This window comes from Salinispirillum marinum, from assembly GCF_042650105.1.
GTDB classification, from domain to species: domain Bacteria; phylum Pseudomonadota; class Gammaproteobacteria; order Pseudomonadales; family Natronospirillaceae; genus Salinispirillum; species Salinispirillum marinum.
Genome location: NZ_JBHSAL010000002.1, coordinates 75,268 through 98,801 on the forward strand (window position 1 = coordinate 75,268; position 23,534 = coordinate 98,801).

General features: G+C 53.3%; 20 protein-coding genes and 1 tRNA gene. 14 read left to right on the plus strand and 7 right to left on the minus strand.

Annotation, left to right across the window (positions count from 1 at the left end):
* Window positions 1-29: 29 nt before the first annotated feature.
* The 4 genes from ACFOSD_RS07500 to ACFOSD_RS07515 form a co-directional block, all read right to left on the minus strand.
* Window positions 30-989, minus strand: a complete 960-nt coding sequence (locus tag ACFOSD_RS07500; RefSeq protein ID WP_380695110.1) for a TAXI family TRAP transporter solute-binding subunit — start codon at window positions 987-989, stop codon at window positions 30-32.
* 219 nt (window positions 990-1,208) lie between these two features.
* Window positions 1,209-2,570 carry a sigma-54-dependent transcriptional regulator gene (locus tag ACFOSD_RS07505; RefSeq protein WP_380695112.1) on the minus strand — a complete coding sequence of 454 codons (1,362 nt, stop codon included), beginning with the start codon at window positions 2,568-2,570 and terminating at the stop codon, window positions 1,209-1,211.
* On the minus strand, window positions 2,567-4,417 hold the full coding sequence (locus ACFOSD_RS07510) for a sensor histidine kinase (protein ID WP_380695114.1): 1,851 nt from the start codon (window positions 4,415-4,417) through the stop codon (window positions 2,567-2,569). The genes ACFOSD_RS07505 and ACFOSD_RS07510 overlap by 4 nt, the downstream gene beginning before the upstream one ends.
* A gap of 75 nt (window positions 4,418-4,492) precedes the next feature.
* A complete protein-coding gene (locus ACFOSD_RS07515; RefSeq protein ID WP_380695116.1) occupies window positions 4,493-4,840 on the minus strand; it encodes a hypothetical protein in 348 nt (115 codons plus the stop codon).
* 187 nt (window positions 4,841-5,027) lie between these two features.
* Here ACFOSD_RS07515 and dsbD point away from each other — a divergent pair, with 187 nt between their 5' ends.
* The 3 genes from dsbD to ACFOSD_RS07530 all read left to right on the plus strand — a co-directional run bounded on the left by dsbD (window position 5,028) and on the right by ACFOSD_RS07530 (window position 7,690).
* Window positions 5,028-6,800 carry a protein-disulfide reductase DsbD gene (gene dsbD / locus ACFOSD_RS07520; protein WP_380695118.1) on the plus strand — a complete coding sequence of 591 codons (1,773 nt, stop codon included), beginning with the start codon at window positions 5,028-5,030 and terminating at the stop codon, window positions 6,798-6,800.
* Window positions 6,801-6,864: 64 nt separating this feature from the next.
* Window positions 6,865-7,377, plus strand: a complete 513-nt coding sequence (locus tag ACFOSD_RS07525) for a 3'-5' exonuclease (protein ID WP_380695120.1) — start codon at window positions 6,865-6,867, stop codon at window positions 7,375-7,377.
* Between the two features lie 10 nt (window positions 7,378-7,387).
* Window positions 7,388-7,690 carry a BolA family protein gene (locus ACFOSD_RS07530; protein ID WP_380695121.1) on the plus strand — a complete coding sequence of 101 codons (303 nt, stop codon included), beginning with the start codon at window positions 7,388-7,390 and terminating at the stop codon, window positions 7,688-7,690.
* Between the two features lie 204 nt (window positions 7,691-7,894).
* On the opposite strand, the gene ACFOSD_RS07535 is transcribed toward ACFOSD_RS07530, so the two are convergent.
* Window positions 7,895-8,437 carry a YecA/YgfB family protein gene (locus tag ACFOSD_RS07535; RefSeq protein ID WP_380695123.1) on the minus strand — a complete coding sequence of 181 codons (543 nt, stop codon included), beginning with the start codon at window positions 8,435-8,437 and terminating at the stop codon, window positions 7,895-7,897.
* Window positions 8,438-8,559: 122 nt separating this feature from the next.
* On the opposite strand from ACFOSD_RS07535, the gene ACFOSD_RS07540 reads away from it, so the two are divergent.
* From ACFOSD_RS07540 to ACFOSD_RS07555, 4 genes are all read left to right on the plus strand, one after another.
* Window positions 8,560-8,635, plus strand: a tRNA-Arg gene (locus tag ACFOSD_RS07540).
* 71 nt (window positions 8,636-8,706) lie between these two features.
* Window positions 8,707-9,831 (plus strand): phosphoserine transaminase, encoded by a 1,125-nt coding sequence (locus ACFOSD_RS07545; RefSeq protein ID WP_380695125.1) that lies wholly within the window; start codon window positions 8,707-8,709, stop codon window positions 9,829-9,831.
* Between the two features lie 28 nt (window positions 9,832-9,859).
* Window positions 9,860-11,059, plus strand: a complete 1,200-nt coding sequence (locus tag ACFOSD_RS07550) for a GGDEF domain-containing protein (RefSeq protein WP_380695127.1) — start codon at window positions 9,860-9,862, stop codon at window positions 11,057-11,059.
* A 24-nt stretch (window positions 11,060-11,083) separates the two neighbouring features.
* Window positions 11,084-11,839 (plus strand): S-methyl-5'-thioinosine phosphorylase, encoded by a 756-nt coding sequence (locus ACFOSD_RS07555; RefSeq protein WP_380695129.1) that lies wholly within the window; start codon window positions 11,084-11,086, stop codon window positions 11,837-11,839.
* Between the two features lie 30 nt (window positions 11,840-11,869).
* Here ACFOSD_RS07555 and ACFOSD_RS07560 read toward each other — a convergent pair whose 3' ends face one another.
* Both ACFOSD_RS07560 and mfd read right to left on the minus strand, forming a co-directional pair.
* A complete protein-coding gene (locus ACFOSD_RS07560) occupies window positions 11,870-12,784 on the minus strand; it encodes a CsiV family protein (RefSeq protein ID WP_380695131.1) in 915 nt (304 codons plus the stop codon).
* A complete protein-coding gene (mfd, locus tag ACFOSD_RS07565) occupies window positions 12,781-16,290 on the minus strand; it encodes a transcription-repair coupling factor (RefSeq protein WP_449329093.1) in 3,510 nt (1,169 codons plus the stop codon). The genes ACFOSD_RS07560 and mfd overlap by 4 nt, the downstream gene beginning before the upstream one ends.
* A gap of 294 nt (window positions 16,291-16,584) precedes the next feature.
* Here mfd and ACFOSD_RS07570 point away from each other — a divergent pair, with 294 nt between their 5' ends.
* From ACFOSD_RS07570 to ACFOSD_RS07600, 7 genes are all read left to right on the plus strand, one after another.
* Window positions 16,585-17,922, plus strand: a complete 1,338-nt coding sequence (locus ACFOSD_RS07570; protein ID WP_380695135.1) for a Na(+)-translocating NADH-quinone reductase subunit A — start codon at window positions 16,585-16,587, stop codon at window positions 17,920-17,922.
* A 2-nt stretch (window positions 17,923-17,924) separates the two neighbouring features.
* Window positions 17,925-19,133, plus strand: a complete 1,209-nt coding sequence (locus tag ACFOSD_RS07575; protein ID WP_380695137.1) for an NADH:ubiquinone reductase (Na(+)-transporting) subunit B — start codon at window positions 17,925-17,927, stop codon at window positions 19,131-19,133.
* A complete protein-coding gene (locus ACFOSD_RS07580; protein ID WP_380695139.1) occupies window positions 19,120-19,899 on the plus strand; it encodes a Na(+)-translocating NADH-quinone reductase subunit C in 780 nt (259 codons plus the stop codon). The genes ACFOSD_RS07575 and ACFOSD_RS07580 overlap by 14 nt, the downstream gene beginning before the upstream one ends.
* Window positions 19,900-19,901: 2 nt before the next feature.
* A complete protein-coding gene (locus ACFOSD_RS07585) occupies window positions 19,902-20,564 on the plus strand; it encodes an NADH:ubiquinone reductase (Na(+)-transporting) subunit D (protein ID WP_380695141.1) in 663 nt (220 codons plus the stop codon).
* Window positions 20,565-21,179, plus strand: a complete 615-nt coding sequence (gene nqrE / locus ACFOSD_RS07590; protein WP_380695143.1) for an NADH:ubiquinone reductase (Na(+)-transporting) subunit E — start codon at window positions 20,565-20,567, stop codon at window positions 21,177-21,179.
* 15 nt (window positions 21,180-21,194) lie between these two features.
* On the plus strand, window positions 21,195-22,421 hold the full coding sequence (nqrF, locus tag ACFOSD_RS07595; protein WP_380695145.1) for an NADH:ubiquinone reductase (Na(+)-transporting) subunit F: 1,227 nt from the start codon (window positions 21,195-21,197) through the stop codon (window positions 22,419-22,421).
* Between the two features lie 81 nt (window positions 22,422-22,502).
* On the plus strand, window positions 22,503-23,534 hold the full coding sequence (locus tag ACFOSD_RS07600) for an FAD:protein FMN transferase (RefSeq protein ID WP_380695147.1): 1,032 nt from the start codon (window positions 22,503-22,505) through the stop codon (window positions 23,532-23,534).

Below are 23,534 nucleotides of genomic sequence, written 5' to 3' on the forward strand. Positions count from 1 at the left end.
AGCCGACCCTAGGGTCGGCTCAGGTGTCATCACTCGCGTAAGCGATCTGGGATGATGGCACCAATTTCTTCGTAGTACCGCAATGCGCCAGGGTGCATTGGGATCGGGGTTGACGTCAGGCTGAAGTCTACCGTGGTATCGTTAGCGGCTGGGTGAATAGAGCGCAGATACTCGACTTCTTCGAACAACAGTTTCGTCAGTTCATATACCAGGTCATCCGACATGGCAGGGTTAACCACCATTACGTTCGGAATACCAACCGATTGCGTTGGTCGGGTAACGCCTTCATACAAACCAGCTCTCAGTACGTAGGGCGCAAACACTGGCTCTACACCTTGGGCATTACGAATTTGTGACGTCGTTAAGCTGACCAAACGGATATCACGTTGCGTTGCCAAACTCAAAATGGAGCTGGTTGGTGGTCCAACGCTCCAGAAGCCAGCATCAATATCACCATCACGCAAGGCATCAGCGGTTTCGTTGAAATTCAAACGCTGCGCTGTAATGTCATCAAAGGTCAGGCCGTTTGATTCCAAAAGAGCACGTGCATTGACTTCAGTACCACTACCGGGGGCGCCTACAGAAACGCGTTTGCCACGCAAGTCTTCGAGTGAAGATATGCCAGAGTCAGCCAAGGTAACGATTTGCACGGCATTGGGGTAGATTGAAGCGATGGCCAATACATCGAGGGGGCGACCATCAAAACGACCCGTGCCGTTGTACGCTTGATACACGGTATCGGCTAATGCAATAGCGATATCCGAGTCTTCACGGTGAATTAAGCCCATGTTCTCGACGGATGCACCGGTGACCTCAACCGCCCCGGTATAGCCGGAGATGTGTTGATCAATCAATTCAGCGAAGCCACCACCGATAGGGTAGTAAACGCCGCCAGTTCCGCCTGTTGCGATGGACAGGGTTGTTTGAGCCTGGGCGGTCGATACGCCGATGGCCAGAGCTGCACACAGAGCTACGCTTAATTTGCGCATAGGATGTCTCCATAAGATTGTTGTTGTTTTTGTAAGCTTGGACGGTTGACCTGCACAAGTCATCCGCCTCCACAGTGTACATAGCAAAGGCTATGCCAATGAGTATAGTCGGGTATTTCGGGCCTGCACGGCGTATAGGAAGAAAAAGTAGGCAAAAAATGGCTTATTTACGATGTGCCAATAAGCAAAAAATTGCTCATTCATGGATGGCATTACTCGCTATACAAAGTCTTCGCGTCGTAAGCCGTACTTCTGCATTTTTTGATTGAGCGTGCGGCGTGGCAAGTCCAGTACTTCCATCACTTCTTTGATAGAGCCCTTGTGATGCGCTAATTCCGCACTCAGGAGGGCTTTCTCTACTTGCTCCAAGCGGGCACTCAATGAACCTTCTTCACTGCTCGGTGCCAAACGGTTGGTTGAGCCCAGTTGCAGCAGCTCTTGTACAGAAATGTCATTAAAGCTGTGGGTCAATAAGTAGCGTTCAGCGGTATGTCTTAGTTCGCGCACATTGCCCGGCCAGTCATGAAGTTCCAGCGCAACCAGATCTTCATAGCTCAAGTCGGGCACCGGTAAGTCGTTGGCGGTACCGGCTTCGCGCATAAAATGGCCGAATAACAAAGGAATATCGCCCGGACGCTCCCGCAACGGCGGCAAATGAATGTCGGCGACCATTAGGCGGTAGTATAGGTCTTCACGGAAGTGCCCCGCGGTAGCCGCTTTCCGGAGATCTTCTTTTGTTGCTGAAATAATGCGGACGTTCAGGGGAGTCGACTTGCGTGAGCCAACGCGCGTAACTTCCCGTTCCTGCAATACACGCAGCAACTTTATCTGGAACGACATGGGCATACTTTCAATTTCATCCAGAAACAGCGTACCTTTGTTGGCGGATTCCAAAATGCCTGCCTGGCTTTTTACCGCCCCGGTAAAGGACCCTGCTTCATGTCCGAAGAGTTCGCTTTCGAGCAGATTTTCCGGCACGGCGGCAACGTTGATGGCCACGAACGGATGGTCGCGACGAATGCTTAAGTCGTGCAGGCTGCGCGCCACTTTTTCTTTTCCGGTGCCGGTCTCACCGAAGACGATCACATCTGCATTAACGCGCGCCAGCGAGTGAATTTGTTGTCGTAAATGTTGCATGGCGTCGGACTGGCCGATTAAGACATTGGCCAGGGCATCACCATCGGCATTGGGCTGTTGCGGTGCTAAGGCCAGCGAAACCCGTCGTTGTTCACAGGCACGGTGCACCATGTCCACCAATCGGTCGGGCTTGTATGGCTTTTCAATGAAGTCATAGGCGCCGAGTTTCATGGCTTCTACGGCCTGTGCGATACCGCCGTGACCGGTAATTAGAATCACCGGTATACGCTTGTCGACCGTGCGCAGTAGATCCATACCGTCCATGCCGGGCATACGGATATCACTGATTACGACACCCGGAAAGTCGGCATTGATCACTGCCAAGGCATCCCGTGCATTAGTGAATGCCTGTACCTGAATGTCCGCCAAAAACAGCCATTGTTCCAGCGACTCGAGGGCGTGCGGATCATCGTCAATGATAATGGTGTGTAACGTGCTGTTCATGCGGCATGGCCTGTAGAAGATGAGTCGTGCTCTGAGGCATCCGTGGCGGACACTGCCGAAGATTTAAACATCAGCGTGAAACAGGCGCCTTGTCCCGGGGCACTCGACAGGGTTAATTCAGCGCCCATGTCGTGGGCCAAGCTGTAGCTGATGGCGAGCCCCAGCCCCATGCCGTCGCCGACCGATTTTGTGGTGTAGAAAGGCTCGAAGACTTTCGCCTGAATTTCCGTATCCATACCGGTGCCATTATCTTGAATAGATAGCGTGCTGTGACCTTCCGGTGAGCGGAACAGGGCAATGTCGATCCGGCCTTCGGGTTGATCTTTTACCGCATCGATGGCGTTGCTCAACAAGTTCACCAGGATTTGCTCCAACATCATGGCATTGGCCTGTACATGCTGGTCGTCGCCCAATGCCAGTTGACAGTCAATGCCGCCCTCTTCGAGCCGGGACTGCAAAACATCCAGCGCATAGTGCACGGGAGCGTGCAAGGATACGAGGGAACTGCCGCTGTTGCGCTTGCCAGAGAACACACGCAACTGCCGAGAGAGCGCTGAAAGCCGGTCGGTTAAGCCTTCCATCTTTTGCAAGTTTCGTTGCACCACATCAAACGCATTGCGAGCCAATAACAATTGGCTGCTGGCGGTGTAATTACGCAAGGCGGTGATTGGCTGATTGATTTCATGGGCAATGGCCGACGACATGCGGCCTAAGGCAGCCAGCTTTTGGTTTTGCGCCAGGGCCAGTTGCGCTTCTTTTAGATCTCGCGTGCGTTCTTCCACTCTGTGTTCCAAAACTTCATTGGCCTGCTGAAGGGCGCGCTGCGCTTCATGGCGGCGATGGCGTTCGCGCGAGTAAAGCAAAATGCCCGCAGCAACGAACACGACGAGCAACAAGAGGGCCTGTTTTAAACGTACCTGTTGGCGGATATCGGCCATGGACATGTGGATATACATGGTCCAAGGGTACTGCTCAATGGCGCCCGCAAAGGCCATTTTTAACGCATCCTCACCCACATCAAAGGCGCGCCAGTGTTCACTGGTCCACTCATCGACCCGACGCAATTCCTTCACCGAGGCACTGCCATATTGCCGTGTGTTGGCCAACAGCTCCAAATGATCATCGGTTAGGGCGCGGGTTGCCATATAATGCCACTGCGGCGAAGATGACAGAAAAATAATGCCTTCTTGATCGGTAACCCAAACCGGGTCGCCGGAATTCGCCCAACTGCGCTCCAAGGGCCGCAGGTCAATTTTTACCACTACGACGCCGAGCGTTACCCCCGCGTCACTGCGCACCGGTGCAGTGAGAAACAAGCCCGGTTCCCCGGAGGTTGCGCCCACGGCAAAATAAAACCCTTGTTCACCCCGCATGGCGGAAATGAAATAAGGTCGGAACGCGTAATTGCTGCCCACAAAACTGTTCACGGTATCGTAATTGCTCGACCAATAGGTCATGCCGGCTTCATCCATTAAAAATACTTCGTCCGATTGGGCTTCACGATTAAACGCTTGCAGTAGTCGCGAAGTGCCCACGGTGCGGGCATCTCCCGGCGCGAAGGCAGTATCTGTTGTTAGCGCATTCACGATGCGCGGGTCACTGGCGAGAATACGAGGCAGATACGTATGTCGTTCAATGGTGGCTTCTAACGACGTCTTAAAAGCCCCCATGCGTTGTAAGGCTTGCTCGGATGTCTGCGCAACCTGAATTTCGGTTAGCCAACGGTTAGTAAGCACCAACAAGACCACCGATAACGCGAGCGTTACCAATAGGACGCGGGGTAGATGATGATAGCTGTCGCTTAATGGGCGACGCAAAAACGTCTGTTTGTTCATGATCGTCGACATGCGTTGTTATCGTTATGTTGACCATGCTACGCGAAAACATCGCAAAGCTCACGGTTAGGCGTGCGCTAACGTTCTCTAAGCCGGGGTCGAATAGTAAGACCACACTTTTTCTAGCTGGTCTTGATGCCACATTTCCGCTTCGGCACCTTCATCCGGGCCATCATACAACGACAGGGCATAGGCCGTACCGAAAAAGCCGGGGCGAGGATAGGGCTTGCCTTTTTGCACCACCACGGCAGATACCAGTGGGCGTTGATTAACGGCATCTTCCCATGCCAGTATTTCCAAGCCTTGCGTTAAGGTGCGCATCGCCGGGGTCGGCAATTGCAGTGCTTTAATCACCGCTTGGTAGGGCAGCGTGGTTTGTTGTCCGGCGACGCCTTGTAACAGGGTCCGCAAAGGATTCAGGTTTTTCATGCTCATAATATCGACAGGGTTCCTACCAGCCAGTGAGGTGCCAGAGCCATAGAGTATGCGCTGACAGCAGATTTACAAAGCCTCTTTAAGACCCAGTTCACGATTTTAGGCTAGAATGCTCGCCTTAAAAAGCGTGTCATGCCAGCATTGCAGCAATCGAGAAAGGCAGCGTTTTCCAGTCCAGAGGTCAATTGTGAGATTTTTAGCGTTTTTGCTGGTTTATTTCAGTGCTCTCTCCGGGGCGTGGGCGCAAACCCATCAATTTTTGCCGGTCGATGAAGCCTTGCGGCTGTCACACTATTCGGAGCCCGGCGAATTGGTCGTGGATTGGTTGATTGAACCCGGCCACTACATGTACCAAGAAGCGACGCAAATCACCTTGGATGAAGGGCAAGAGGCAACGCTCGGTACGCCCAAGATGCCCAACCATGTCGTCGAAAAATACGATGAATTTTTTGATGAAACCTTATTGGTCTATTACGACTACTTGACCCTTCGTTTGCCCGTCGAGTCGTCCGGCCCGGTGACCTTTTCTGTGCGTTATCAAGGCTGCGCCGAAGCCGGGTTATGTTACCCGCCACAAACCCGAACGGTCACCTTTGATCCGTCTGGTACTGTGAATCCGTTGCCGGAGCGTCCCCAAACCTCCGCTGCTGCGCTGCCGACCGATTTAACCGGCAGTGGCTTGGCGACCTGGCTGTCCGAAGGATCGGTTGTGTTGGCCATCGGTTTATTCTTTCTGCTTGGGCTTGGGTTGACGTTCACCCCCTGTGTGTTGCCCATGCTACCCATTATGTCGGCCTTGGTGATGGGTGAACAGCGGCCCAGCACGCCTCGAGCGGCAGTCATTGCTGTGACCTATGTAATCGCGATGGCGCTGACCTATGCATTGGCTGGATTATTGGTCGCCTCACTGGGGGCAGCAGGCAATGTGCAGGCGGCAATGCAAACGCCGTGGGTCGTTACCTTGTTTGCCGCGCTGTTTGCGTTGCTGGCGTTAGCGATGTTCGGCCTGTTCAATATGCAATTGCCCGCCGGGATAGCGACGGCCATTCAAGGCGTGCAAAATCGAATTCAACGTGGCCACTTGGCCAGTGTGGCCGCCGTCGGCAGTTTGTCGGCTCTCGTGGTGTCACCCTGCGTGAGCGCGCCTTTGGCCGGTGCACTCATATACATTTCAGCCACGGGCGATATGGCGCTGGGGTTTTTTGCCTTGCTGGCCCTAGGCTTGGGTATGGGCGTGCCCTTAATTCTGGTGGCAGTGGGTGGTGCTAAATTTCTGCCACGTACCGGGCCGTGGATGAATCAAGTTAAGAATTTTTTTGGCGTATTGTTATTGGGTGTGTCGGTTTGGCTGCTTAGCCGGTGGATATCGCCCGTCTTGACCTTGGCGTTATGGGGCTTTTTGGCACTGGGCTATGCCATCAGTTTGGGTGTCTTCGCGGCGTTGCGTGCCCCCGTACATCCCGTTCGTCAATTTTTAGGTGTGGTTATTCTGGTCTATGGTGTCGCTGCGCTTTGGGGGGCTTTAGGCGGTGCAACCGATCCCTTGCGGCCGGTGGCTCGAACCTTAATGGCGGGCGGTACGGAAGCCGTCCAAGAACAACAAAACCCCTTTTATCGCGTACAGGATGTCGCCGAGTTGCGCACTCAGTTGCGTGACGCGGCAAACAGTAACCAGCCGGTTATGCTCGATTTTTACGCCGACTGGTGTGTGTCATGTAAAGTGATGAAACGCACCATTTTCACCCAAGAAGATGTGCAGGGGTTGCTGTCCGGCTACCGGTGGGTGCAGATTGATGTCACCGACAATACGCGTGACCAACAGGCACTGCTCGATGAATACGGTCTGTTTGGCCCACCAGCGGTGTTGTTTTTTACACCGTCAGGGCAATGGTTAAATGCCCTAACCATTCAAGGTGAAGTGACCAAACCACAATTTTTGCGGCACATTGAAGCACTCTAGACTTGATCTCAACGCCTTCAACGCGAATACTTGCTGATTAATCGATGTTGAGGAGTAGTGGGCGTTGCGTGTACCCGCCATATTGGACATAGAAGCATCGGGCTTTGGCAAAGGCAGTTATCCGATTGAGGTGGGTGTAGCGCTCCCGGACGGCAGTGTGTCCAGTTTCTTAATCAAACCGCACCCGGACTGGACCCATTGGAGTCAGGATGCGGAAGCCCTGCATGGGATCAGTCAAGAGTATTTGCACGCCCATGGGGCCACGCCACGGGAAGTCGCTGAACGACTCAACATCCTGCTGGAAGGGCAAACGGTATACTCTGACGGTTGGGGTGTCGACAGCAGTTGGTTATCCTTATTGTTTTACTATGCCGGATGGCGACAGGCGTTTCAGCTCGACACCATCACCCGTATTCTGTCTGAAGAACAACTGGTGTTGTGGGACAGCACACGAGATACCTTATTCAAAGGCCATGATGGCCGTCGGCACCGTGCCGGACACGATGCCAAAATGCTGCAAGAAACTTACATTCAAACCCATGAAATGGCGCGCCGGCAGCAATTGCAGGGCCGCTGAGGCAGTGAGTATGTCCGTACAAGACCGCATTATTGAAAAGTTGCAAGACGCTTTGCATCCCCAGCATCTGACCGTGGAAAACGAGAGTCATAAGCATAACGTGCCAGCAAATTCAGAAACGCACTTCAAAGTGACCATTGTTGCAGACGCCTTGCACGGCCAAACACCGGTGCGCCGCCACCAGATGGTCTATGCCGCGTTACAACAGGAACTGGCAGGGCCGGTGCATGCGTTGGCGATACATGCGTATGCGCCGCAGGAGTGGGAGGGGAAGGTGCCCCTGTCCCCCAACTGCATGGGCGGCGGGGCGTAAAACCTCTTTTTCTCAAGCTGGGGGTGTTAAAAATGGCCGCAAGATGCTCACTGGCTTGCCAGAACGACCATGGGTCGGCCCGAAGGGTGAGCGAAGCGAATATTTACCTTCAGTAAACTGCGCTTTTTCGGCCATTTCTGCCTAGCCAGCTTATCGCCTTTGATGTTTTTAGGTACCGGATACCTATAGGTTTCTGGTCACCTGTTACTTTTCAGGCGAGTTGAACAGCAGGTACAGGTCAACCAGCACTTCGGGCACTTGATTCAGAAAGCTGATCAACAAGTCGTCGTCTTCATACAGGTCGGCGAATTCTTTCTCCTCTGTGAACAAGCCAGAAGCCACCTGAATCGGCAGTAAGAGCTCGGCCAGTTCATCTTCATCGGCGTCGGCAAAAGCTTGCTCATGCGAGAACACAATTTCCATAAAACCGATGGCCCATGCCTGTTGTTCGGAATCTTCCCAGTCCAGGGTGATGTCGAACGGCAACTCCAGGTCGGTGTCGTCGTACAAGGCCGCATGAATATGGTTCAGCATGGCGCGCCATTGCGCACTCAGTGCATGCAAGGCCTCAGTGGGCACGGTACTTAAGTCTTCACCGAAAACGTGTTCTGCAAAGTTGTCGGGTAAGGCCTGTCCACCGCTGATGGCCCATGCCGTCAGCGCACCATGGACACAAATACCGTCAAGTGTGTCGTCCCCGGCCAAGTCATCCAGGGCATCGGTCATTGCGTCGAGTAAATCGGTCATGGGTTGGTATCCTCGCGCCAGCGGCGCTGTGAAAATTCGGGTGGCCTATAGTAGTCGCATCGCGCGGGGTATTCTATTTGTATGTGCGAAAAATACCGACTAGAATTCGCAGCCTTGCACGTCTCCCCGTAGTTCAACTGGACAGAACGAGCCCCTCCTAAGGGTTAAATCCAGGTTCGAGTCCTGGCGGGGAGACCATCCGCTTTCCCGTATGCGTGAAACCGTTAAGCCGGTATATCGGGTTCACGCAATTGACACCTAACGAGGACATGATGAAACCCAGTGTTCGTCCCCAGAATCCCAACTTTTCCTCAGGCCCATGCAGTAAACGGCCAGGTTATGCGCTATCTGAACTTGATACTCGCAGTCTCGGGCGGTCGCACCGCTCCACCCTGGGAGCATCCATTCTGGCCGAGGCCATCGACAAAACGCATGCCTTGTTGGGGTTGCCAGAAGGCTACCGTGTGGGCATTGTGCCCGCGTCGGATACCGGGGCGATGGAAATGGCCATGTGGTCCTTGTTGGGGCCGCGTCCGGTGGATGTTCTGGCGTGGGAATCTTTTGGCGCTGGTTGGATCAATGACATTCAACAGCAGCTCAAGTTGTCGAATGTGCGTGCTATTACGGCAGAATATGGTGCCTTGCCAGATTTGACGACCGTCAATTTTGACCATGATGTGGTGTTCACGTGGAATGGCACGACCTCCGGGGTAAAGGTGCCGGATGGTGATTGGATAGCTGATGACCGCGCGGGATTAACCATTTGTGACGCAACTTCAGCCGTGTTTGCCATGGACATGCCCTGGGACAAGCTCGATGTGGTCACCTACAGTTGGCAAAAGGTATTGGGCGGGGAAGGCGCGCACGGCGTGTTGATCTTATCGCCGCGTGCCGTTGAACGATTGGAAAGCTATACGCCAGCGTGGCCTATGCCGAAGATTTTCAGGTTAACCGAAGGCGGTAAACTGCTGGAAGGCGTGTTCCGCGGCTCGACGATCAATACGCCGTCCATGTTGTGCGTGGTGGATTATCTGGATGCCTTAAATTGGGCACAATCCATTGGAGGCCTGCGTGGTTTAATCGACCGTTCAATGGCAAATTTGGCGGTTTTAGAAGAATTTGTGGCAATCCGACCTTGGATCAATTTTTTAGCGACCGATCCGCGTGTACGCTCGAATACGTCGGTTTGTTTGATCTTGGACAGTGCTGCCGAGCAGATAAAAAGCATGGTGAAACTGTTGGAACAAGAAAACGTGGCCTATGATATTCAGATGTACCGTGATGCGCCGCCGGGGTTGCGTATTTGGTGTGGCGCAACTGTAGAAGCGCAAGACCTGCGAATCTTATTGCCATGGCTCGACTGGGCGTATCAAGAAGTACAGGCGCGTCCTTAAGCGCGTGAACGATTAAAGAGGAGTTGCATTGCCGGTTTTTATTCTCTTGCCCGTATTGGCGCTGGCTACCCTGCAATGGGGGTGGCCTACGCACGCCCTGTTTACGGCCTTACCATTTCCTGAAACGCCCTTTGTTATTCTGTTTTTGGTAGCGGGCGTCGCCGCGTTAATGCGGCAGTGGCACTGGATGGTCTGGTTGGCATTGGTGGCCGGGCATTATTGGGCAGCTTTGCTGGGCTTGCAGCAACCCATGTCGGAACCCGCGGTTGCCGCGCTGTTTTTTGTGTTGCCGCTGTTGGTGACCTTTCTTATGTTGGTGCTAACGGTTTTGCCGGTACCGCATGCGATATCCATTCCCGGCGTCCTTCTGGTGTTTGCCTGTTTCTTTTTACCGATTGCGTTGGTTGAAGCGCCTTTAGCGCTATGGCTTGGTGCCTTGAATATCCCTGACTTCCTGTTCGCGCGCCCGTTAACAACGGGTTATGTTACTTGGGGACAAATCTGGTGGTTCAGTGCATCGCTCTTTTTGTGGTTGGGCTTGGTTAGCTTTCGTTACGCACGGGCGGCCGTGTGGGGGCAGTTTGGCGTCTGGCTGGCGATCTTACTTTTCTATGTCATGTTGGATCGTCCGAATGCGTCCGGTTGGATTGTGTTGGCGGCTTGTCTTACGTTGTTGTTAACGTTGGCCTATGAAATGCTGCGCTTGGCCTACGTCGATGAGCTGACCCAGTTGCCCCAGCGTCGGGCCTTAGAACGGCATTTAAAGCATTTAGGGCGGCGCTCTGCCGTATGCATGTTGGATGTCGACCATTTCAAACAATTCAACGATACTTGGGGGCATGAGGTCGGCGACCAAGTGCTGCGTCTGCTGGGCAGTATTTTGGCTGAACTGCGGGGGGTGTCCGCGTACCGTTATGGCGGCGAAGAATTTACCTTGGTGTTTAATCATAACCGCGTTGATGCCATCAAAGAAAAGCTGGAGGAGGCTAGGCAGCGCGTAGAAGCCTATCCTCTGGCGTTGCGCCGCTTGGACCGCCCGGAAAACATTCGTGAAGGTAAATCCCGGCGGGGTAAGGGCGGCGGGCCAAAAACGGTTCACATCACCATCAGTTTAGGTTGTGCGTTGCGTCAGTCGGGTGATAACGCAGAATCGTTGCTCAAACGCGCCGACGAGGCACTTTACAGTGCTAAACAAGCGGGTCGAAATCAAGTTAAGATGGCTCAGTAGCCAGGACTGTTCAGGAGAACACAGATGACAAAAACCATTGCGATCATTGGTGGAACGGGATTAACCGAGCCGAAACAACTCCGGGTGCTGACCGCGCACGATATCCAAACGCCGTACGGCAGTACCTCTGCACCGATCCTTGAAGGCGAAATGGCCGGGTATCGCGTCTTGTTTTTGGCCCGCCACGGACATCCGCACCGTATTCCACCGCATCAGGTTAACTACCGCGCTAACATTTGGGCACTGCAAAAGTTGTACGTCACCGACATTATTTCCATCAATGCCGTCGGCAGTATTGCTATAGATGCAATGCCTACCCGCGCGATGGTCGTGCCGGATCAAATCATTGACTACACATGGGGGCGCATTCACACCTATTTCCAAGGTGATATGGAGGCCGTGAAACACGTCGATTTCTCGTTCCCCTATACTGAAAGCCTGCGTGAATTGTTGCTCCAAGCGGCGCACCATGCCGGCAAGAAAGTCGTTAACGGAGCAGTTTACGGCATTACCCAGGGCCCGCGCTTGGAAACGGCCGCTGAAATCACCCGTATGGAACGCGATGGTTGTGACATCGTCGGTATGACGGGTATGCCAGAAGCGGCCTTGGCCCGTGAGCTGCAAATCAATTACGCCTCATTGGGCTTGGTCGTGAATCCGGCGGCCGGTAAAAGCAGTTCGGTCATTACCTTGAAGGAAATTCAGGCCGCATTGGATGTGGGCATGACCGATGTGCGGGATGTGATCGCGCAAGCGGTTCGTTTGTTCCATCAAGACTGACGTCGCGCCGGGCTACCCGGCCTTGTTTTTCTAGGGGCCGGGTACGGTGATGTCCGGATTCAGCGTGAAAATTTCGACCGGCGTGTAGGGTGTAAACTGAATAACCAGTCCTAAACGCGGGCTGTCCAAGTAATGAATTTCATTACTTGGCATGCGGCGACGCTCGGCGAGATGCACGCTTTCTTCGGGTACATAGTAGGTTGGGCGACGTAACGTAAAACGATCTGCGTTGTTGCTGTCAATTGTTGGTTGCCAATCGGTAAAACCTTGCCAATTTTCGTGCGTTGAATACTGTGGCCTCAAGGCCGGTGTGGATTCGCTGAAAAATGCGCCCAGTGGCTCGTCGGTCAGCACATAACGACTGTGATAAAGGTCGGTTTCAACGTGCAAGAACCGGCCGATATGAAAATGGATAAAGCCATCCAGTTCTGGGTGGGTGCCATATCTTTCCCCGCCTTGCAGGCGCAGTGACGTTCTATCCTGTTCGCCGTAGACTGGCATGTTCCAACCCGTATGCAGCAACACGCGTCGCCCGGCCGACGCATCAATGGCTTGTGCCGATTCCGTTAAGGTCAGCAACGTTTCCGGTAGTTCAACAAAGGGCACTTCCTGGCCGGTGGTTAAGTCAATCTTGGGCCAAATGACCGCTGGCTGGCTGGGCGGGAGCGGACCACTAGATGTGTCGTTAGCGAGCTCCGTTGAAGCCATCACGCCCTCATCGGCCATCGTCAATTGAGCTGCGGGGAGGCCGTAATCAAGGTTGGGAAAGGTAGGCCATAATTCATTATCGCCCTCAGGTGCTCGTTGGGTAAACACGATGATCTCTACCTGATACCAACGTCCGGCATTGGGGTTGTCTTCAGTGGGCGCTGTTTGTGCACCTACGGGTGAAGAAATGAGTGCGGCCAGCAAACTGGTGCCTAATAGCTGTGTTTTCAAGGTCATGGTTGCAGCTCTTTGCTGAGTCGGTCTAAGACCTCATCGACGATGGCAAAACGTTGCGCGGCGCCGTCCGAGGCCTGCAAAACGTTGAGCTTGTCGCCCTGTTTCATGCGATAGGTGGCGGGCATGGTCTGCACCAGTTGCACAAGGGTCATCGGGTTCACTCGGGTTTGCGCAGCAAATTCTATTTGCCCACCGGACGATCCAAAGGACAGTTTAGCAATACCCATGTCTTCGAGTCTGTGCCGCAAGGCGGTTACGGTGAAAAGATTTTTTAAAGGTTCGGGCAAAAGGCCAAAACGGTCAATCATTTCAACTTTCAATTCGCGCAGTGCGGCATCATCCACTGCACTGGCGATGCGCTTATAAAGAATGAGGCGGCTGTTCACGTCCGGTATGTAATCCTCCGGGATCAGCGTCGGAATATTCAGATTCACTTCCACATGATGCGATTGATCGAGCGAGATGTGCGGCGACTTGCCGGATTTCATCGCTTTAACGGCCTGATCGAGCATTTCCATGTACAGCGTAAAGCCGATGGATTCAATATGCCCGCTTTGTTCCTCGCCCAGCAGTTCGCCTGCCCCGCGAATTTCCAGATCGTGCGTTGCCAGCATAAAACCAGCCCCCAGATCTTGTGCTTCGGTAATGGCCTCCAGACGCTTTTGGGCATCATCGGTCAGGCTTTTCCACGGCGGCGTCATCAGATAAGCGTACGCTTGGTGGTGTGACCGACCAACCCGGCCACGAAGTTGGTGCAATTGTGCCAAGCCAAATTTATCCGCCCGATCAATGATGATGGTATTGGCAGAAGGCACGTCGATGCCCGTTTCTATGATGGTGGTACACACCAGCACGTTATAGCGTTTGTGGTAGAAATCCGACATCACGCGTTCCAGGTCACGCTCACGCATTTGACCATGCCCGACGGTGACCCGAGCCTCGGGAATGGTCGCGGCAATTTCTTCTGCAATACGATCAATGTCTTTCACTTCGTTGTGCAGGAAGTAAACCTGACCACCACGCAGTAGCTCACGATAGATCGCTTCCTTAATTTGCGCGGTATCACGTTCCCGGACAAAGGTCTTGACCGAAAGGCGGCGGGCCGGCGGAGTAGCAATGATGGACAGGTCGCGAATGTTGGACATGGCCATGTTCAGCGTGCGCGGAATCGGCGTGGCGGTCATGGCGAGAATGTCGACATTGGCGCGCAGGGCCTTAATCCGTTCCTTTTGTTGCACACCGAAACGGTGCTCTTCATCGATGATCAACAGGCCAAGATCGTTGAACTTCACATCTTTCGATAACAGCTTGTGGGTGGCGATGACAATGTCCACGCGCCCATTGGCCAGCCCTTCCAGTACCGCATCAGTTTCTTTGCCGGTGCGAAAACGCGAGAGGCTTTCAACGCGCAACGGCCAGTCGGCGAAGCGGTCGACAAAACTGTCGAAATGCTGTTGGGCCAACAGGGTGGTCGGCACCAGCACAGCCACTTGCTTACCTGCATGCGCGGCCACAAACGCGGCGCGCATCGCCACTTCGGTCTTGCCAAAGCCTACATCGCCGCAAACGAGCCTATCCATGGGTTGTGCGCGCATCATGTCTTGCATCACGGCATTGATGGCGATGCTTTGGTCATCGGTTTCTTCAAACGGGAAACTGGCAGCAAAACGCCGATAATCTTCGCCGGGCGCGGGGAAGGCAAAGCCCTTTTGTGCCTCCCGACGGGCATAAATATCGAGCAACTCGGCGGCCGCATCGCGCACTTTTTCCGCCGCACGTTTCTTCGCCACGCTCCAGCGGTCGGTGCCCAGCTTGTGCAGCGGTGCGTTGCTTTCTTCGCCACCCGAATAACGACTGATCAAGTGCAGGCTGGTCACGGGGACGTAGAGCTTGGCGTTCCCAGCGTACTCCAGCATCAAAAATTCGTTGGCCTGTCCATCGACTTCAAGGGTTTCCAAACCAAGATAACGGCCAACGCCATGGTCCAAGTGCACCACGGGCTGCAGCGGTTTCAGTTCGGTGAGGTTTCGAATCAACAGTTCGGCATTCTGGGCTTCGGACCGCGCCCGCCGCTGCGCCATGGTAACGGTTTGGTCGCCGAACAGCTGGCTTTCACTGATCAGGCGCAACCGTTTCGCTGGCCATTCAATCCCATTCGCTAGGGGCGCGACGACGATGCCAATCGGGTCTTTGGCGGCCAGGAAGTCGTCAATACGGGAAAATAGGGCAGGCGTTACGCGAATGGTGCTGAGTAAGTCCAGCAGACTCTCTCGGCGACCTTGTGAATCCGCGCAAAACAGCACGCGTGCCTCGGTTTCCATTAACATGGCTTCCACGGCGAGCATGGGCGAGGTGGCGCGGTGATCGACGAGATAGCGGTGCGGCAGCGCAAAGTCAAAGGCGCGATGCCCGGCGCCTTCGCTGGCGTGCGCCGATAAACGAATATGTGGAAACTGCTTGAGCTGACCAAACAGCTCGTCTTGACGTAAATAAATATGTTCTGGCGCCAGCACGGGTCGTGTGGTGTCGTGGCGCCGGTTTTCATAGCGCTGCGCGACATCGGTCAGAAAGTGCGAGGTATCGTTGGTCAAGTCACCGCAGGTCACGATCAAGGTGTTGGCTGGCAAGTAATCAAACAGCGTGTTTAATTCGTTAAAAAACAAGGGTAGATAGAATTCTATACCCGCCGGTAGCAGGCCATTCGACATGTCTTGATAGAGATCACAGCGCCGTGTATCCACCTCAAAATGTTCCCGAAACGCACTGCGAAAATGCGCAATGCCTGCGTCGTCCGTCGGGAATTCCCGCCCCGGTAACAACTCAAAGTGCTCGATAGGACGCAAGGTGCGTTGGGTGTCCGGGTCGAATACCCGAATGGATTCTACTTCATCGTCAAACAATTCAACGCGTAAGGGCGCATCGGCACCCATAGGGTATAAATCAACCAAGCCGCCACGGAGCGTAAATTCCCCATGTTCAGCGACCGTACTGACGGCTTGGTAACCTGCGCCGGTCAGTCGGTGACGCAGCGCTTCTACGTCCAAACGGTCTCCGACGGCGACCATAAACGCACTGCCTTCTATATAGACCTTCGGTGGCAAACGGTGCATGGCACTGGCCAAGGGCGTAAAAATGGGCGGTACAGAAGGGCGTGAAGCATTGTTTAATAGACGATAGAGTGTGGCAATGCGATCCGAGATGATATCCTGATGCGGCGAAAAATTATCATAGGGCAGCATTTCCCAATCCGGGAACCATGCGGGCTGCGCGGCGATCGGCGACATGAAAAGCCGCACTTCGTTGTGTAATCTTTGCAGGTCGCTCGCATCGCTGCCGAGCACCAAGACCTGCCCGGGATGGGTAGCGATAATGTGGGCCAACACCAATGCGTCTGCACTGGCGGGTAGATTGCCCCAGTGACGGCGGTCGCCAGGTGCGGTGGGTAAGTCAATCTGCACAGTGTGATCTCTTGGCTGCTGTAGTAGGTGCATAAAAAAGACGGGCATTCTAACAGGGCGAAGTGCTGAAGGCACCTATGTTCAGGCTTGTAGCCTAACCTGTAACTTAATCGGTTCACTCGCGCGCAAATAGACCGGAACCGATGTAGCAAATAGCTGCGCGCGCCATTATACTTACGCCCAATTTTCGGGTGAGGGATAGGGTTTTTCTGGCCCACGTTCGGTGCCATCGATCCTTGCACGGCGTCCTTCGACACACATATTTCGCGACAGACTGCTTAAGCCGATAAAGTGCCACGGCAGCCAGTCGTTACCGTTTTACATTCACTAACGGGCAACACTATGATCACAATCAAAAAAGGCTTAGACCTTCCCATTACTGGTGATCCCAAGCAAACCGTTGAACCGGGCAATGCTGTTAAATCAGCCGCCTTGGTTGGGTATGACTACCCCGGCATGAAACCCACCATGTTGGTAAAAGTTGGCGATACGGTGAAAATCGGCACGCCATTGTTTACCGACAAGAAGACACCGGGGGTGACCTACACGTCGCCGGTGGCGGGTGAGGTTAAGGCTGTCAATCGTGGGCTTCGCCGGGTTTTTCAATCCTTAGTTGTCGAGATTAACGGCGATGCGGCAGAGCAGTTCGCGCAATACGACGCGGGTGCGTTGTCTGGCCTGACGCGCGAGCAGATTGTCGAAAACTTGGTACACAGCGGTTTGTGGACGGCTCTGCGCACACGGCCGTACAGCAAGGTGCCGAGCCCAGAAAGCCAGCCTGCGGCAATTTTTGTCAGTGCAATGGATACCAATCCGTTAGCGGCCGATCCGGCCATTGTCATTGCACATGACGCCGAAGCGTTTCAACAAGGCTTGTCGTTGTTGGCCAAATTGACGGAAGGTAAAACTTACGTGTGCAAGAAGCCCGGCGCTTCTATCACTGTGCCTGAAGGTATTGTGGTTGAAGAATTCGGCGGGGTGCACCCGGCGGGTAACGTGGGTACGCACATTCACTTCCTGGAGCCTGTTTCGGCCAAGAAAACCGTATGGACCATGGGTTACCAGGATGTGATCGCCATGGCCAAATTGTTCACTACCGGTCGTTTGAACAATGAGCGCATTGTTGCTTTGGCTGGTCCGCAAGTTAAATCGCCACGCTTGGTGAAAACCTGTGTCGGCGCCAATCTGGTGGATTTGGCTGCGGGTGAACTGCACGATGGCGAGAGCCGGTTGATTTCCGGGTCTGTGTTCGGCGGCCGTGCCACCTTCGCAGAAGTGGGCTTTTTAGGCCGTTATCACTCTCAAGTCAGTGTATTGGCTGAAGGTCGTGAACGTCCTATGCTGCATTATCTCCGTGCCGGCGTGGATCGTTTTTCCGTATTGAACATTTATGTATCCAAATTGTTCAGCGGTAAGAAATTTGCGTTCAACACCTCAACCAACGGATCGGAACGCGCCATGCTGCCGCTCGGTCAGTTCGAAAAAATCATGCCACTGGATATTCTGCCCACGCAGCTGTTGCGTGCCTTGGCGGTAGGTGATTTGGATCAGGCTGAACAATTAGGTGCACTGGAGCTGGATGAAGAAGATCTGGCGTTGTGTTCGTTCGTTTGTGCCGGTAAATATGAATACGGCCCAATTCTGCGTGAGAACCTCACTCGAATTGAGCAGGAGAGCTAAGCATGAAGGCATTAAGAAGCATGCTGGATAAAGTGGAACACCACTTTGAACCCGGCGGTAAGTTGCAAAAGTTCTATGCGTTATATGAAGCGGTCGATACCGCACTCTATATGCCCAGTAAAGTGACCGGAACCACGGCGCATGTGCGCGACGGTATGGACTTGAAGCGCATCATGATTACGGTGTGGATCTGTACGTTCCCCGCGATGTTCTTCGGTATGTGGAACATCGGTTATCAAGCCAATACGGCCATTGCCGGTGGTTTGAGCATGGGTGATGGCTGGCGGGAATTTTTCATTGGCCTGTTGGCCGGTAATGACCCGAGCAGTATCTGGGATAACTTCTGGTACGGTTTCTGGCACTTTGTTCCTGTCTATGCGGTGACCTTTTTGGTCGGTGGCTTCTGGGAAGTGTTGTTTGCCGCCGTACGTAAGCACGAAGTGAACGAAGGGTTCTTTGTGACTTCTGTGCTGTTTGCCTTGATTTGCCCACCATCTATTCCGTTGTGGCAAGTCGCTTTGGGTATCACGTTCGGTGTTGTGGTCGGTAAAGAAGTGTTCGGTGGAACGGGTAAAAACTTCCTGAACCCGGCGCTGACTGGCCGTGCTTTCTTGTACTTCGCCTATCCGGCAAGCATGTCCGGTAACGAAGTATGGACAGCGGTCGATGGTTTCAGTGGCGCAACGCCCTTGAGTCTGGCGCAACAAGGTGGCGTGCAAGAAATTCTTGCCAATAACATTACTTGGTTTGATGCATTCTTCGGCGTCATGCAAGGTTCTATGGGCGAAACTTCAACCTTACTGATCTTGTTAGGTGGCGCAGTGCTGCTGGTGATGGGAATTGCTAACTGGCGTATCGTGGCCGGGGTGATGATCGGTATGATTTTGATGTCGACCGTCTTCAACATGATCGGCTCCGAAACCAATCCATTATTGGCGCTGCCATGGTACTGGCATTTGGTCATCGGTGGTTTTGCTTTCGGTATGATGTTCATGGCTACCGATCCGATATCGGCATCCATGACCAACATGGGTAAATACTGGTTTGGTGCCTTGATCGGTGTCATGACCGTATTGATTCGGGTGGTAAACCCCGCGTTCCCCGAAGGCATCATGTTGGCGATTTTGTTCGCTAACCTATTCGCACCGCTCATTGACTACTACGTAGTTCAGGCCAACATCAAGCGGAGGGCTGCTCGTGTCCAAGCGTAAAGACTCTATTCAACACACCCTGAAAATTGCTTTTCTGGTGTGTTTGGTGTGCGCCATCGTGGTTTCTGCTGCGGCAGTTTCCTTGCGCCCCATGCAGCAACAAAACGTCGAAATAGACATGAAGCGTAACATCTTGTCAGCGGCGGGTATGCTCGAAACCGGTCGTTCTGTTGCAGATCAGTTCGAATCAGTGGAGACGCGTGTTATCGATCTTTCGTCCGGCGAATTCGTCGACGTCGATCCTGATACCTTCGATCAACGCAAAGCAGCACAAGACCCTGCGCAATCGCGTCGCTTGGACCCCAGTGAAGACTTGGCGAGCATTCGTCGCCTAGAAGAGCAATCACTGGTCTACATCGTGCGCGGTGCAGATAACAGCATAGAAACGCTGATTCTGCCGGTACGTGGTTATGGCTTGTGGTCCACACTGTACGGTTTCCTCGCCTTAGAAGGTGACCTCAACACCGTTGCTGGCTTGGGCTTCTATGAACACGCCGAAACCCCTGGGTTGGGTGGTGAAGTGGATAATCCACGCTGGAAGCAGCAGTGGGTAGGCCGCAAGGTGTTCGATGAAAACGGTGATCTGGGCTTGTCGGTTCGTCGTGGTGTTGTGGAACGTACCAACGATTACGAGCGTGATCACTACATTGACGGCTTGTCGGGCGCAACCCTGACCAGCCGTGGGGTCGACGGTCTCATTCAATTTTGGATGGGTGAAGACGGTTTCCGTACTTTCCTCGATAACCTGCAAGCAGGGGAGGCTTAATCATGTCACCACAAGTGAAAAAAGTATTACTGAACCCCATTTTTAACGAAAACCCGATAGGCTTGCAGATTCTCGGTATTTGTTCTGCTCTGGCGGTTACTACCAGCCTGCAAGTGGCTTTCGTTATGAGTATTGCTCTGACCACGGTGACAGCGTTCTCAAACCTGTTCATCGCCACCATTCGTAACCAGATTCCATCAAGCATTCGGATCATCGTCCAGATGACCATCATTGCCTCCTTGGTCATCGTGGTGGATCAGGTTTTGAAAGCGGTCGCGTACGACATTTCAAAGCAATTGTCGGTGTTTGTGGGCTTGATCATCACCAACTGTATCGTAATGGGTCGTGCGGAAGCTTACGCCATGCAAAACCCGCCCGGTATGGCCTTCCTTGACGGCATCGGTAATGGCTTGGGCTATTCCGTGGTGTTGATTATTGTGGCCGTATTCCGTGAATTGTTTGGAGCGGGCAAGCTGTTTGGGGTTGAGATTCTATCTCTGACATCTGAAGGCGGTTGGTACGTCGCCAATGGTATGATGTTATTACCTCCCAGTGCGTTCTTCATCATCGGCTTCTTGATTTGGGCCTTGCGCGAGTGGAAGTCTGATCAAGTGGAAGAGGCGGAATTCAAAATTAAGCCTAACATGAACAAGGAGGCCCTCTAAATGGAAGCCTTAATCAGTCTGTTTATTAAGGCCGTGTTTGTTGAAAACATGGCGTTAGCCTTCTTCTTGGGCATGTGTACCTTTATTGCGATTTCAAAGAAGGTCGATGCAGCCATTGGCTTGGGCATTGCGGTTATCGTCGTACAAGCGATCACCGTGCCGGTCAACAACTTGATTTTCAATGGCGTACTGCGTGAAGGTGCGTTGGCATGGATCAGCCCTGAGCTGGCCAGTGTCGACCTGAGTTTCTTGGGTTATCTGACCTACATCGGCGTTATTGCTGCCATCGTGCAGATCATGGAAATGTTCCTGGATAAGTACGTGCCAGCGCTGTACAACGCGTTAGGGGTATTTTTGCCGTTGATTACTGTGAACTGCGCCATTTTAGGTGCGTCATTGTTTATGGTGGAACGCGATTACAGCTTCTCCGAGTCTGTGGTCTATGGCGTGGGTGCTGGGGTTGGCTGGGCGTTAGCCATCGCCGCTTTGGCAGGCATCCGCGAAAAATTGAAGTACAGTGACGTTCCCAAGGGGCTGCGTGGTTTAGGTATCACCTTCATCACCGTGGGTCTGATGTCTCTGGGCTTTATGTCATTCTCCGGCGTATCGCTGTAACAGAGGAGCAACATAATGGCTTTAGAAATTATTTTGGGCGTTGCTGTTTTTATCCTGGCCGTATTTGTCTTGGTGGGGATCATCCTTAGCGCTCGGTCACAATTGGTAAACACCGGCGAAGTGACCATTGAAATTAACGAAGATCACGACAAAGCCATCAAAACCGAGGCGGGCGGCAAATTGCTGAACACCTTGGCGGCGAATGGCATCTTCCTGAGCTCGGCTTGTGGTGGTGGTGGTTCTTGTGCGCAATGTCGCTGTATCGTCATGGAAGGTGGCGGTGAAGCTCTGCCAACCGAAGCTTCAGCGTTCACCAAAGGTCAGTTGAAAGAAGGCTGGCGTTTGGCGTGTCAGGTGCCCGTTAAGCAAAACATGAAAATTGAGGTTGAGCCGGAATTCTTCGGTGTTAAACGCTGGGAATGTGAGGTGGTGTCCAACCCTAACGTGGCGACGTTCATTAAAGAACTGACCTTAAAATTACCGGAAGGTGAGAATGTAGACTTCCGGGCAGGTGGTTATGTGCAGTTGGAAGCTCCGCCGCACACCGTTAAATATTCTGACTTTGATATTGAAGAAGAATACCGCGGTGATTGGGACAAATTTGGTGTATTCAAGTATGTCTCCAAGGTGGACGAAACCGTCATCCGTGCGTACTCGATGGCCAACTATCCGGAAGAGCGTGGCTTGGTGAAATTCAATATTCGTATTGCTTCGCCACCACCGGGCACTGACTTTCCACCAGGGCAGATGTCATCGTATGTGTTCAGCTTGAAGCCCGGCGATAAAATGGCCATTTATGGTCCCTTTGGTGAGTTCTTCGCTAAAGATACCGAGGCAGAAATGGTGTTCATCGGTGGCGGTGCGGGTATGGCCCCCATGCGTTCACACATTTTTGACCAGTTGAAGCGCCTGAACTCCAAGCGGAAGATTTCGTTCTGGTACGGTGCCCGGTCATTGCGTGAAGCCTTCTATGTAGAAGAATTCGACCAATTAGCGGCCGACAACGAAAACTTCACCTGGCATTTGGCGTTAAGTGATGCCTTGCCAGAAGATAACTGGACGGGTAAAACCGGCTTTATCCACAATGTGTTGTATGAAAACTACTTGCGCGACCACGAAGCGCCAGAAGATGTTGAATATTACATGTGTGGGCCGCCGATGATGAACGCAGCCTGTATCAAAATGCTGAAAGATCTGGGTGTCGAAGACGATAACATCCTCTTGGATGACTTCGGCGGTTGATGGATCTTCTGTCCTTCGAAGCCAGACTCGGTAACGGGTCTGGCTTTTCTCTTTCTATCGCAGCATCGATTTTTCCTTATCATGAGTAAATTTTTGCGTAGCGCTGTACTCGTCTGTCTTCTGGGTATCGTGGCGGGTTGTGGTCAAAACCCGGTAGACGAGCCCCTGCGGTTTCAAGGTCAGGCGATGGGCACTTCCTATTCCGTCATCGTGTATGCCCCCGAGCGCGAAAAATTGCGCCTCGAAGTGGGCATTCAACGGCGCTTGGCGGATGTGGTGTCAACCATGTCCACCTATGAACCGGAATCCGATGTTTCGCGCTTTAACCGTGCCCCGACTGACTTGTGGGTGCCGGTCAGTGCAGATGTGGTGAAGGTTGTGCAAGCCAGCTTGGATTTGGCTGCGCAGACCCAAGGCGCCTTTGAGCCCAGCATTTTGCCGCTGGTCAATATTTGGGGTTTTGGACCGCTCGCCCGCCCGGAAGAAATTCCTACTGAGGCTGAATTGACCGAAGCTTTGGCAATGGTCGGCTGGGAGGCCATTGACGTGCAGGTTGACCCCCCGGCTTTACGGAAACGAGCCCCGCGTGAAATCGATCTTTCTGCGATTGCGAAAGGCTTTGGTGCTGATCGTGTCGCTGAATATCTATTAGAGCTGGGTTATAATCGCTTTCTGGTAGAGATTGGCGGCGACATGCGCACATCGGGTATAAAACCCGACGGTACAGGCTGGCGGGTAGGTATTGAAACGCCGGAGCCGGGTATATCCCGACAAGCGTATCGTATTGTTGAGCTGGTCGAAGATACCGCCATCGTGACCAGTGGCGACTACCGGAATTATTTTGAAGTGGACGGGCAACGGTATGCCCATACGTTAGACCCGGCCACAGGCTTTCCGGTGACACACCGCCTGGCTTCGGTGTCAGTGCTGGCGGAAAATGCCATGCTGGCTGACGGTTGGGCGACGGCGCTCACGGTCATGCAACCGGATGATGCCTTTGCATTGGCGGAAACCATCGGTCTATCGGTGTATTTGATTGAGCGTGGCGCTAACGGGTTTGAAGAACGAATGACGGGCGAATTTAAGCACCTTTTGGGTGCGGGAGTAGAGTGA

Coding starts and splice junctions, on each gene's coding strand:
- ACFOSD_RS07500 (WP_380695110.1), bottom strand. CDS start 989: ATGCGCAAATTAAGCGTAGCTCTGTGTGCAGCTCTGGCCATCGGCGTA.
- ACFOSD_RS07505 (WP_380695112.1), bottom strand. CDS start 2,570: ATGAACAGCACGTTACACACCATTATCATTGACGATGATCCGCACGCC.
- ACFOSD_RS07510 (WP_380695114.1), bottom strand. CDS start 4,417: ATGTCGACGATCATGAACAAACAGACGTTTTTGCGTCGCCCATTAAGC.
- ACFOSD_RS07515 (WP_380695116.1), bottom strand. CDS start 4,840: ATGAGCATGAAAAACCTGAATCCTTTGCGGACCCTGTTACAAGGCGTC.
- ACFOSD_RS07530 (WP_380695121.1), top strand. CDS start 7,388: ATGTCCGTACAAGACCGCATTATTGAAAAGTTGCAAGACGCTTTGCAT.
- ACFOSD_RS07535 (WP_380695123.1), bottom strand. CDS start 8,437: ATGACCGATTTACTCGACGCAATGACCGATGCCCTGGATGACTTGGCC.
- ACFOSD_RS07545 (WP_380695125.1), top strand. CDS start 8,707: ATGATGAAACCCAGTGTTCGTCCCCAGAATCCCAACTTTTCCTCAGGC.
- ACFOSD_RS07555 (WP_380695129.1), top strand. CDS start 11,084: ATGACAAAAACCATTGCGATCATTGGTGGAACGGGATTAACCGAGCCG.
- ACFOSD_RS07560 (WP_380695131.1), bottom strand. CDS start 12,784: ATGACCTTGAAAACACAGCTATTAGGCACCAGTTTGCTGGCCGCACTC.
- mfd (WP_449329093.1), bottom strand. CDS start 16,290: ATGCCCGTCTTTTTTATGCACCTACTACAGCAGCCAAGAGATCACACT.
- ACFOSD_RS07570 (WP_380695135.1), top strand. CDS start 16,585: ATGATCACAATCAAAAAAGGCTTAGACCTTCCCATTACTGGTGATCCC.
- ACFOSD_RS07575 (WP_380695137.1), top strand. CDS start 17,925: ATGAAGGCATTAAGAAGCATGCTGGATAAAGTGGAACACCACTTTGAA.
- ACFOSD_RS07585 (WP_380695141.1), top strand. CDS start 19,902: ATGTCACCACAAGTGAAAAAAGTATTACTGAACCCCATTTTTAACGAA.
- nqrE (WP_380695143.1), top strand. CDS start 20,565: ATGGAAGCCTTAATCAGTCTGTTTATTAAGGCCGTGTTTGTTGAAAAC.
- nqrF (WP_380695145.1), top strand. CDS start 21,195: ATGGCTTTAGAAATTATTTTGGGCGTTGCTGTTTTTATCCTGGCCGTA.
- ACFOSD_RS07600 (WP_380695147.1), top strand. CDS start 22,503: ATGAGTAAATTTTTGCGTAGCGCTGTACTCGTCTGTCTTCTGGGTATC.